Here is a 12201-nt window from a genome sequence, read left to right on the forward strand (position 1 = left end):
GAATTTCCCCCGTCTACTAAATTTCCTAATATGGTTACCTTTTCTATTGTAGAGAGTAATTTGGTGATTCTTTCGTGATTTGAACATCATGTGGATGGCTTTCGCGAAGCCCCGCATTCGTTATTTTAATAAAACGTGCATCATGACGTAATTCATCAATAGAACCTGTACCACAATAACCCATACCTGAACGCAAGCCACCGATTAATTGATGTACTGTGTCAGCGAGAGCACCTTTATAGGCAACTCTTCCTTCAATTCCTTCAGGTACCAACTTTTTAGTTTCGCTTGATTCCTGGAAGTAACGATCCTTAGAACCAGCCTTCATTGCTCCAACAGAACCCATACCACGGTAAACTTTATATTGTCTTCCTTGATAAATTTCCGTTTCGCCGGGACTTTCATTCACACCTGCAAACATGCTCCCAAGCATTACTGCATGCGCTCCTGCTGCCAATGCTTTAACAATATCACCAGAGTATTTAATCCCGCCATCGGCGATAACTGGGACATTGTATTCTGCTGCTGCAAGGGCACAGTCATGAACGGCAGTAATTTGGGGAACCCCAACTCCTGCTACTACTCTCGTTGTACAAATAGAGCCAGGACCAATCCCAACTTTGACGATGGAAGCACCTGCTTCAATCAGTTCTTTAGTCGCTTCAGCTGTCGCCACATTTCCTGCAATAATATCCAATTCAGGGTACGTATCACGTACAACCTTCACTTGGTCAAGTACCCCTTTAGAGTGGCCATGTGCTGTATCGATTACAACTACATCAACACCTGCTTCAACGAGTTTTTCAATTCGCTTCATCGCATCGCCAGTAACACCAACAGCTGCTCCTGCAAGTAATCTTCCTTGGCTATCTTTGGCGGCATTTGGAAATTCGATTACTTTTTCAATATCTTTAATCGTAATTAATCCTTTAAGCATGCCTTGATCATCTACTAAAGGTAGCTTTTCAATTTTATAGCGTTGGAGAAGTTGCTCTGCTTCTTCTAATGTTGTTCCTACTGGAGCTGTGACAAGGTCTTCGCTTGTCATAACTTCAGAAATGGAAATGGAGTAATCCTGGATAAAACGCAAATCTCGGTTCGTTAAAATACCAACAAGCTTTTGTTCCTCAATAGAGTTCACGATTGGTACACCTGAAATACGAAATTTACCCATTAGATGTTCAGCATCGTACACCTGATGCTCAGGAGTAAGGAAAAATGGGTTGGTTATGACGCCACTTTCCGAACGCTTCACACGATCCACTTGTTCAGCCTGATCCTCAATTGACATATTCTTATGAATGATTCCCAAGCCACCTTGGCGAGCCATGGCGATGGCCATCTCAGCCTCTGTTACGGTATCCATTCCGGCACTAATAAATGGATTGTTCAACTGCAGATTATCTGTCAGTTTTGTTTTAACCTGCACATCCTTAGGTAATACCTCGGATTTTCCTGGCATTAACAGCACATCATCAAACGTTAATCCTTCTTTAGCGAACTTGTCTTCACGCATGATACTTCCTCCTCCTGATTCGTAATATGTATGCAACGTGCAATCCCTGCACAAGCTATGCAAGTAATGCTATTTTTATATACAATACGCCAACCTATTTGCTTTTTCAACTAGATAATGAAACAAAATTAAAGAAAGTAGATTCAAAATTTTTAAACAGTTGGGAGATGATGTTATATGCAGGATATAGAGATGTTTTATACCTATCTGACGTCACAGCAAACGGCGCAGCATTATCTATACAACTGTTATAAAGCAATAGGGGAAATAGATGCGGATCGAAAAAGCTATGAAAACTGCACTGTTTTTACCTCGTATATACAACACGGGCAGATGTTTTACCAAAGTGGGCGTAACTCCTCTCCCATTCTGCAGCCAGTCCTCTACTTTTACGGCATGGCACATCTAATCAAAGCCTGCTTGATGACAGTAAGACCAGATTACCCAGAATCAACAAGCCTACTTGCCCACGGAGTTACCGCAAGAAAACGAAAGAAAAAGGACTATTCCTTTCTGCGGGATGAAGTAAAGATCCAGCACAATGGCTTATTCCCTTACTTCTCTGAGCACTTATTTCATATAAATAGACTACCATTTGAAAAAATTAATATGAAACAACTCCTTGCCCTCATTCCAGAAATGAGGATGATGCTTGGTTTCCATCAGGTGAAAGGGCTCTATCAGGTAGGAAAGAGGCAGGGGACATGGCTAGAATTCCCACTTGAGATACTGGATGATTACCATACGACAAAGGATGGATTCCTTAATAAAATCTCCTCCTTTCTCCCAGAAATAAAGCATATGGAATCAGTCTCCCATCATATACAAGTAGAGCTTGCCAAGCCTTTGACTGAGCTCAAAGGTCCATTCTATTCAGATAAAACGCAAAGCCCCATCTTTTTTCCTGCAAAAAGAGAACTGTTCCTGCCACTTTCCGAGGTTATGGTCCATTACTTACTCTTATATAACCTAAGTATGCTCTGTCGCTATGAAACCGATTGGTGGGGGGATCTTTTTACATCAAAGTCAGATGCAGACTATCCCTTTATTACACATTTCCTGAGAGAATCAGCTGAAAAAGTACCGTTCTTATTGGGATTAGAGCTTTATAAAAGAAAGGCTTGATGAGGTTTAGATCGTCAGGCAGGGTGTCATGAATCTTTTTGGGGAGCTGTTTGGGTGGTTTGATCGTCATGCGGCGGATGATGGAATTTTTGAGCGAAATCCCTAGGCAGTTTGATCATCATGCAGGGGATGATGGACACTTTGAGATAAATTCTTCGGTTGTTTGATCGTCATCAAGCGGATGATGGACACTTTGAGCGAAATCACCAGTCGATTTGATCATCATAAGTGCTATGACGGACTCTTTGAGCGAATTCCCCAGCTGGTTTGATCATCATATGGCGTATGACCGACACTTTGAGTGAAATACTCAGACGGTTTGATCGTCATATGGCGGATGACGGACTTTTTGAGCGAATTCCCCAGGCGGTTTGATCGTCATCAAAGGACCACGAACCTACAATCCATAAAAAATAGCCGGTAATCCTCCTTACTGGATACCGACTATTTCTTCAATGAATACTTCTGTTTGCTGTAAGGATATGATATCTTTTTTACCTTCCATTCGTACCATAGGTCTCGTTGGATGCTTTGCATCAATAAACACTATTTCACCAAGCTGGTTATTGGAAAGACGAATTTTCGTTCCGATAGAAAAATGCGTCATACTTTCAACAAAGCTAGCAACAACGTCTGGATCAAGGGTGGAAAACTGCTCCTTTTGCAATTCCTCTATTACCAAAAATGGAGATTGCTTTTCCTTATATGCCCTTTCGCATGTCATAGCATGGTACATATCACAAACCGCTATTATTCTTGCAACTTTATGTATTTTCCCACTAGTTAAACCAAGTGGATACCCACTGCCATCCATTCTTTCATGGTGCTGCAAAATCGCCAGCTTCACGGATTGTTTAATGGTTGGGATTTGTTCAACCATGCGATAAGAATAAGTAGGATGTTTTTTCAAATCGGTCCTTTGTGCTGTGTTTAATGTACCTGCTTTATGAAGAAGGTTATGGTCGATCTTTGCCATTCCTACATCACATAAAAAACCGGCGAGTCCGATTTGAAGCCAATCGCCAGAGGGATAGCCCATTTTTCTTGCAAGGAATGCGGATAGGATGCTGACTGCGACGCTATGATAGAAAATATAATCCCGCTTGTTTGCATAATGGTGCATAGTATAAACAGCAGAGGAAATATCATCCATTCTTTTTATTAAAGGAATGATTAATTTGCGAACGTATGGCATATCTAAAGGCGCACCGTTTTTCCAGTTTTCAAACATTTTTTTGTATGCTTGTACTGTTTGTTCATAATGTTCCTGAAAAGGTGGGAGCTCTTCAGCAACTTTCTTTTCAGCCGTTTGCTGAACCTGTTCCATTTTCTCTGCCTTTTCTGGAGTATAGGAATCTCCTTCGACAAGCTTTGAAGAAACTTCTACACTTTCAACAAGGAATTTTTTTATGACAGTAATATGTTCCTCTGTTAACACCGTGTTTTTTGGGATTATGTCTCTATTGGTTTTCCCTTTTATTTCTCTAAGCAACACACATCCTGGGACAAGCTGCGAGGCTTTTACCCTCATATCATTCTTCCCCCTTTACCATATTAATTAGGAAGGGACCTCAGCCCCTTCCTACAATTTTTTATTCCTCTGTATTCTCTTCTGTTGACTCTTCTGCTTCAGAAACCTCTGTTTCATCATCGATTTCTTCTTCGTCTTCATCCTGGTCAACACGTGCTACCGTTGCTACTTCCTCTTCTTCTTGTAGCCTAATTAAACGAACACCCATTGTATTCCGGCCAGTTTCCGAAATATCCTGGACTGGAATTCGAATAAGTACGCCAGCTACGGTAATAAGCATGAGATCTTCTTCTCCAGAGACAGCTTTTACAGCTACTACATGTCCCGTTTTATCTGTTAAGTTACATGTAAAGATCCCTTTTCCGCCTCGATTTGTTACACGATACTCCATCTCAGGAGTCTGTTTTCCATAACCTTTGCTTGTAACATGCAAGATTTTAGAATCCTCCTGAAGAATTTCCATGGATACAACCTCATCATCTTCCCTTAGTGAAATACCCTTCACACCGGCCGCTGTTCTACCCATAGATCGGATCTGATCTTCAGGGAATCGAATGAGATAACCATTTTTCGTAGCGATCATCATATCCTTCGCACCATCGGTTAGACGCACTGAAATCAATTCATCCTCATCCCGAAGCCCTACAGCAATTAATCCACCTTTACGGATATTAGCAAATTGCGAAAGCGTTGTGCGCTTGGAGATCCCGTGCTTGGTCGTAAAGAACAAGTAGTCTGTGTCAGTAAATTCATTTACAGAAATAACAGCGTTAACCCACTCGCCTTTTTCTATCTGCAAGAGATTAATGATTGGGATACCCTTCGCTGTTCTGCTGAACTCAGGTATCTCATAGCCTTTAGCCTTGTAGACCTTCCCTTTATTCGTAAAGAATAGCACGGTATCATGCGTAGAGGTTGAAACAAGATGTTCTACAAAATCATCTTCATTTGTCCCCATTCCCTGAATACCACGGCCTCCGCGCTTTTGAGTTCGGTAAGTAGAGGATGGCAAACGTTTAATATAACCTTGATGGGTTAAGGTAATCACAATATTTTCTTCTGGAATTAAGTCCTCATCCTCGAAGAAATCGACACCACCTAGAACAAGCTCTGTACGGCGTTCGTCATTGAAGCGTTCTTTTACCTCTGTTAATTCTTCCCGGATAATTTCTAGAACTTTTTCCTCATCTGCTAAAATAGCTTTTAATTCTTCAATTAGGTCAAGAAGTTCTTTGTATTCATTTTCTATTTTTTCACGTTCTAGACCAGTTAACCGCTGCAAACGCATATCTAGAATTGCCTGTGACTGTTTTTCCGAAAGTTTAAAGCGTTCCATCAAACCGTCTCTAGCAATATCGGCTGTTTTGGAATTACGGATAAGAGCGATCACTTCATCCAAGTGATCTAACGCAATTCTCAATCCTTCTAAAATATGTGCTCTTGCTTCTGCTTTACGTAATTCAAACGCAGTCCGGCGTTTAATAATTACCTTTTGGTGCTCAAGGTAATATTCAAGGCATTGTTTAATCGTCAACACTTTAGGCTGACCATCAACAAGAGCCAGTGTATTAATACCAAACGTTGTTTGCAGAGCCGTATGTTTGTATAAGTTATTTAGCACGACATTCGCATTAACATCGCGACGTAGCTCCATCACAATACGCATACCGTTACGATCTGATTCATCACGCAAATCGGTAATACCTTCAATTCGCTTATCACGCACATGTTCTGCAATCCGCTCAATTAGTTTTGCTTTATTGACTTGATACGGAAGCTCTGTGACGATGATCGTCGCCTTGCCGTTTGCATGCTCTTCAATGTTCGCTTTTGCTCTGACGGTAATGGACCCTTTGCCTGTTTCATAAGCTTTTCGTATCCCACTTTTCCCTAGAATCTGGCCAGCTGTTGGGAAATCGGGGCCATGGATATAATCTTCCATCAATTCATTGATGGTGATATCCGGGTCTTTACTAATCGCAAGCACGGCGTCAATCGTTTCTCCTAGGTTATGTGGAGGAATATTCGTTGCCATTCCTACTGCAATTCCAGAAGTTCCGTTCACAATTAAATTAGGAAATCGAGCTGGAAAAACGACTGGCTCCCGTTCAGAGCCATCATAGTTATCTGTGTAATCAATTGTGTCTTTATTTATATCACGGAGGAGCTCCATGGATATTTTGGACATTCTTGCTTCTGTATAACGCATTGCTGCTGCTGAGTCACCATCAACTGAACCGAAGTTCCCGTGGCCATCAACTAGCATATAGCGATAGCTGAAGTCTTGTGCCATCCGGACCATTGTTTCATAAACGGCTGAATCACCATGTGGATGGTATTTACCAATAACTTCCCCAACGATACGGGCAGACTTTTTGTATGCTTTATCTGAGTGCATCCCCAGATCATTCATTGCATATAAAATTCTGCGATGCACTGGTTTCATGCCATCCCGTACATCTGGCAATGCACGTGATACGATAACACTCATTGCGTAGTCAAGGAAGGATGTGCGCATCTCATTGCTAATATTTATTTCCTGAACGTTTGAACGTTTTTCCTCTGCCATTATTATACCTCCTATCACTATTCATCAAAAGAATAGTGATTTGCCTCAAATATTACATAAATTGATATGAATTAAACATCAAGATTTTTAACATATTGTGCATTCTCTTCAATAAAGTTCCTTCTTGGTTCCACTTTGTCTCCCATCAGCATATCAAATACTTGATCTGCTTCGATGGCATCTGCTAGGTCAACCTGGAGGAGTGTACGTGTATCTGGATCCATCGTCGTATCCCAAAGCTGGGTAGCATTCATTTCTCCTAGCCCTTTATAACGCTGAATCCCTGGCTTAGGTAATTGTGGAAGCTCTTTAAGCAATTTATCTAATGCTTTTTCGTTATAAACATAATGAACAGCTTTCCCTTGCTTGATCTGATACAAAGGTGGCTGTGCGATATAAATATAGCCATATTCGATTAATGGACGCATATAACGATAGAAAAAGGTTAATAGTAAAGTACGTATATGTGCACCATCGACATCGGCATCTGTCATGATAATGACTTTATGATAGCGGGCCTTCGTAATATCGAAATCTTCACCGATACCTGTACCAAGGGCAGTAATCATGGCACGAACTTCATTATTGGACAAAATTTTATCAAGTCGGGCTTTCTCAACATTGAGAATTTTACCGCGTAGTGGCAAGATCGCTTGAAAATGACGGTCACGACCAGACTTGGCGGAACCTCCAGCAGAGTCTCCCTCTACGATATAAAGCTCACTTATTTTTGCATCCTTAGAGGAACAGTCGGCAAGCTTACCTGGTAGATTCGAAATTTCCAGCGCACTTTTTCTTCTAGTCAGCTCTCTAGCTTTTTTCGCAGCTAAACGTGCACGCGAAGCCATTAGCCCTTTATCAACAATGATTTTCGCGACAGACGGGTTTTCATAAAGGAACTTGGAGAACATTTCACTGAAAACAGAGTCTGTAATGGTACGTGCTTCACTGTTACCAAGCTTTGTTTTTGTCTGTCCCTCAAATTGTGGATCAGGGTGTTTAACGGAGACGATGGCGGTCATTCCTTCCCGTACATCATCACCAGAGAGGTTTGGATCGTTTTCTCGGTATAAATTGTTTTTTCTCGCATAATCATTAATCACTCTGGTAAGACCTGTTCGGAAACCAGATTCGTGACTACCACCTTCGTAGGTGTGAATGTTGTTGGCAAACGAGTACAAGCTGCTTGCAAAACCTTCGTTATACTGAATTGCAACTTCTACAGAGATTCCTTGATCTTCTCCCTCTGCATAGAATGGCTCATGTAAGACTTCTTTCGTGCGGTTGATAAATTCCACATAGGACTTTATCCCACCCTCGTAGAAATAGCTGACAGGTTCTTCATCCGTACGTTTATCTTCTACGGTGATAGTAATACCTTTATTTAAGAATGCCAACTCACGTAAGCGCTGTGTCAACGTATCATAATCGTATTCGATTGTATCAAAGATTTCAGGGTCTGGAACAAAATGGGTAGTCGTTCCTGTGACGTCCGTTTCGCCAACGACTTCAATTTCTCCCTGTGGAACTCCTTTTTTAAAGCCTAAATAATGAATTTTATTATCCAAGTGAACATGAACTTCCAAGTTTGTTGACAGGGCGTTAACTACAGAGGCACCTACACCATGCAGTCCACCAGAAACCTTGTAGCCGCCACCTCCAAATTTTCCTCCAGCGTGGAGTACGGTCATGATAACTTCTAATGCTGGCCGACCTGTTTTCTTTTGTATGCCTACTGGAATACCACGGCCATTATCGCTTACGGTAATACTGTTATCTTTTTCAATTGTTACATCGATTCTGTCACAATATCCAGCTAATGCTTCATCGATACTGTTATCAACAATTTCCCATACAAGATGGTGTAAGCCTTTCTCACTCGTTGATCCAATATACATGCCAGGTCTTTTTCGTACTGCTTCAAGTCCTTCTAGTACTTGAATCTGATCTGCACCATATTCGGATTGGGTATTCGTCATATTGTCTTCCATTGCCATGCTCTCACTTCCATTTCCTGTTACTTAAAATGTTTCGAATTAAAAACAGTATGCTATGCTTCTTCTTCCTTTATCTCATCTGAGAAATCATCTAGCTTACTGATGGTGGAGATCATACTAGCGCGTTTCTTCAATGTTGAGACAGAAAGCGTGCTGTAGTAGATGATTTCCTTTGTGATCATGACTGATTTTGCATCAACCGTTGGACCTACTACTTTCTTTTCTTTGCCAGCGTTCTCCATCATTTCCTCCATGATGGTAGATGATGAGATTAAATTATAGTCAATGATTGCAACCACATCCTGAGAACGGATGACATTATCATTTCCGATATGAATAAACATGCTATCTCCCCCTCATTCTATTTTTCCACTTCACCATTACGGACACGGAATAATTCCGCTTTATTCAGGGTCTCATGATTTATTCCATCAACACTCGTAGTAGATACAAAGGTTTGCACCTTTCCTTGGATGGTATGAAGTAGATGTGATTGTCGGTAATCATCCAGTTCACTCAACACATCATCAAGCAGAAGAATTGGATATTCCCCAACTTCATTGTAAATGAGTTCAATTTCTGCCAGTTTCACCGACAAGGCAGTTGTACGTTGCTGCCCTTGTGATCCATAGGTCTGGACGTCCTTACCGTTCACATAAAAGAGGAGATCATCACGATGCGGACCAATTAAACTTGTGCCACGTTCAATCTCTTTTTCTTGTATTTGTTGAAATTTATTTAAGTAGATACTCTCTATTTTCTCCTTATTATCATCTTCTGATACTTCAATAGTGGGAGAATACTTTATTTCAAGCCTTTCCAGCTCACGGCTGATACCATGATGGATCGGACTAGCCCATTTCCTTAATAATTCCAAAAAAACAAACCGTCTTTCCAATAAGGTCGCGGCATGTTCTACGAGCTGATCTGTGATGACTTGCAACATTGTATGATCTTGGCTTTTTCCACGCTGCAATTGTTTCAACAGATGATTTCGTTGTTTTAATATTTTTTGATATTGCCCTAGATGATAGATATAACGTGGCTGAATCTGTCCAAGCTCCATATCAATAAAACGCCTGCGGATTTGTGGTGCACCTTTAACCAACGTGAGGTCCTCTGGTGCAAACATCACAACATTAAGCGCCCCGATATAGTCACTTAGCCGCTTTTGTTCTAGCCGGTTCAGCTTCGCTTTTTTACCTTTTGCCGAAAGAACGATTTCCAACGGAAAGGTTTGATTTCTTTTTGTTATCCTGCCTTCTATTTTAGCATACTCTTTTTCCCATTGAATCAATTCTTTCTCTCTGGGAGTTCGGTGTGATTTAGTAAAGGCAAGTAAATAGATTGCCTCCATCAGGTTGGTTTTACCCTGTGCATTTTCCCCGATGATGACATTTATTTTATTGTTAAATTCCATTTCCAATCCGTCATAATTGCGGAAATTACGTAATTTTAGCTGTTCTATGTGCATGACCAATCCTCTTTTTTTCGATTCAGATCAGGAGCGTTTGCTAGGAGGTAGTTCATGTTTCTCAAGCTTTTATCACTTTGTAGGCTCCAATGCCTTCTAATTCAACAATATCCCCTGCATATAGCTTGCGACCACGACGATGCTCCCGTTCGTTATTTACTAATACGCCCTCGTCTTGCAGAAAAGCCTTTACCATCCCACCAGATTCCAATACATTGGCAAGCTTAATAAATTGGCCTAGCGCAATATATTCCGTACTTATTTCAATTTCTTCATGCATGTTATCACCAAGTTTCCTACTTTTTAGAAAAACGTTAAGACTGCCAAAAGATTTCAGGACAGTATAAAACATAGAAACACATACATTCACTAAAAATGAGCAAATGCAGTTTCTTCGTGTGGATATCATTAGTTTAAACCTGTAAACGTCATGTATACCTATTTTACTAAAGATTTGTCATTATGGAAAGGTATGACCCCATATTTGCATAATAAATGCCTGTATAGGCTTAAAATTGCTTTTAAAAAGCCGTTAACCTGTTATATAGGTGCTGTCCAAAACAAAATAAAGGTCCCTATCTTTTTTAAGATAAGGACCTAAGATCACATTCTGCTTAATTAATACGTTCTAACAGGTAGAATTAATTGTAAGATCGGGTCATCGTTGGCAGGACGGATAATAAATGGTCGCATTGCCCCTGTGAATTCTACTTTCACTTCTTCGTATTCAATTGCTTTTAATGCATCAATCATATATTTGGAGCTGAAAGAGATCTTCAATTCTTCGCCGCTAATAGAAGGAACTGTAATTTCCTCTGCTACTGTTCCTACTTCAGGAGAATTACTTGTGATTTCGATCAATCCATTCCCTTTTGTGCTCAATCTAACAACATTATTCCGTTCTTCTTTTGCTAGAAGTGAAGCACGGTCAATTGTGCTTAAGAGTTCCTTCGTTTTCACATGAAGAACGGTTTTACTTTGTTCTGGAATCAATCGAGAGGTCTCCGGATAATTTCCATCAAGCAATCTTGAAAGGAAGTTAAGATTTTTTGTACGGAACAGAATCTGATTATTTGTCACGCTTATTTCTACTGTTTCTTCTGTATCATCTAATATCTTATTTAACTCATTCAGACTCTTACCTGGAACCACCACAGTTGGCAGTTGACCTGGCGCTTCACTGACAGGAATTTCTCTAGAAGCTAAGCGATGGCTGTCTGTTGCTGTAAAAGTAAGACTGCCATTCTCTAGTTTAATATTTACCCCAGTTAAAATTGGACGTGTTTCCATTGTTGAAACAGCAAATACTGTTTGTTTTATTAAGCTTTTTAAGAGATCGATTGGCAACTCAAAGCTGTCATCCGTTTGTAATTTAGGTAGCTGTGGATATTCTTCTGCATCCTGACCATTTAAATTAAATTCGGCCTTTCCAGAACGAATCGTTACTTTTAAGTTTTCATCTGATTCAATTTCCACTGTTTTTTCAGGGAGCTTACGGACAATATCAGGGAAATATTTAGCCTGTAGTACAATACTTCCTGCTTCGATTTGTTCTACATTTACATTGCCATTCTCCTCAGCTGGGATAAAGGATTCAATAGAAATATCTGAATCACTACCAGTTAAGGTAATACCACTTTCTTTTGCTTCAATTTTCATTCCAGTCAATATCGGAATAACGGTTCGGGATGATATAGCCTTCATGACATCCTGCACACTGGATATTAATTGATCCCGTTGAATAACAAATTTCATAAATAAATCCTCCTAAGGGAAGTTCTTTTATATATTTTTTTTTATAAAAATACAGTATTAATAGTAATAAGGCCTGTGAGTATGTGGATAAGCGAAGAAAAGCCAGATTCACAAAAGTTATTCACATGTGGATAAACTGTTTGCAAGTTTGCATGGCTATTCACACTGTGCACAGGTCATATTTAGACAAAAGTCTTAAAAAAGACAAAATCGCGTCCAACATTTTAAAAAAAG

The 12201-nt window shown here is 40.2% G+C and carries 9 protein-coding genes; 1 reads left to right on the forward strand and 8 read right to left on the reverse strand.

Going from position 1 to position 12201, the window contains the following annotated elements; genetic code table 11:
- Positions 1 to 43: 43 nt before the first annotated feature.
- Positions 44 to 1516: an IMP dehydrogenase gene (guaB, locus tag AC6CHS_RS05435; RefSeq protein ID WP_498234684.1), complete on the reverse strand. Its 1473-nt coding sequence runs from the start codon at positions 1514 to 1516 to the stop codon at positions 44 to 46.
- Positions 1517 to 1693: 177 nt separating this feature from the next.
- Here guaB and AC6CHS_RS05440 point away from each other — a divergent pair, with 177 nt between their 5' ends.
- Positions 1694 to 2641 (forward strand): YaaC family protein, encoded by a 948-nt coding sequence (locus AC6CHS_RS05440; protein WP_498234686.1) that lies wholly within the window; start codon positions 1694 to 1696, stop codon positions 2639 to 2641.
- A 430-nt stretch (positions 2642 to 3071) separates the two neighbouring features.
- Here the strand turns inward: AC6CHS_RS05440 and AC6CHS_RS05445 are convergent, their stop codons facing one another.
- From AC6CHS_RS05445 to dnaN, 7 genes are all read right to left on the reverse strand, one after another.
- Positions 3072 to 4172, reverse strand: coding sequence for an HD-GYP domain-containing protein (locus tag AC6CHS_RS05445; RefSeq protein WP_498234688.1), 1101 nt, complete (start codon positions 4170 to 4172; stop codon positions 3072 to 3074).
- Between the two features lie 61 nt (positions 4173 to 4233).
- Complete coding sequence (gene gyrA / locus AC6CHS_RS05450; RefSeq protein WP_498234690.1) at positions 4234 to 6741, reverse strand: DNA gyrase subunit A; 2508 nt, start codon at positions 6739 to 6741, stop codon at positions 4234 to 4236.
- A 71-nt stretch (positions 6742 to 6812) separates the two neighbouring features.
- Positions 6813 to 8738: a DNA topoisomerase (ATP-hydrolyzing) subunit B gene (gene gyrB, locus AC6CHS_RS05455; protein WP_498234692.1), complete on the reverse strand. Its 1926-nt coding sequence runs from the start codon at positions 8736 to 8738 to the stop codon at positions 6813 to 6815.
- 53 nt (positions 8739 to 8791) lie between these two features.
- Complete coding sequence (remB, locus tag AC6CHS_RS05460) at positions 8792 to 9082, reverse strand: extracellular matrix regulator RemB (protein ID WP_498234693.1); 291 nt, start codon at positions 9080 to 9082, stop codon at positions 8792 to 8794.
- A 17-nt stretch (positions 9083 to 9099) separates the two neighbouring features.
- A complete protein-coding gene (recF, locus tag AC6CHS_RS05465; protein ID WP_036578121.1) occupies positions 9100 to 10212 on the reverse strand; it encodes a DNA replication/repair protein RecF in 1113 nt (370 codons plus the stop codon).
- Positions 10213 to 10273: 61 nt separating this feature from the next.
- Complete coding sequence (yaaA, locus tag AC6CHS_RS05470) at positions 10274 to 10492, reverse strand: S4 domain-containing protein YaaA (protein WP_498234695.1); 219 nt, start codon at positions 10490 to 10492, stop codon at positions 10274 to 10276.
- A 338-nt stretch (positions 10493 to 10830) separates the two neighbouring features.
- Entirely contained in the window at positions 10831 to 11967 is a 1137-nt protein-coding gene (dnaN, locus tag AC6CHS_RS05475) for a DNA polymerase III subunit beta (protein ID WP_498234697.1), read from the reverse strand.
- Positions 11968 to 12201: the final 234 nt, after the last annotated feature.

This window comes from Oceanobacillus sp. GQ8 (assembly GCF_059758495.1).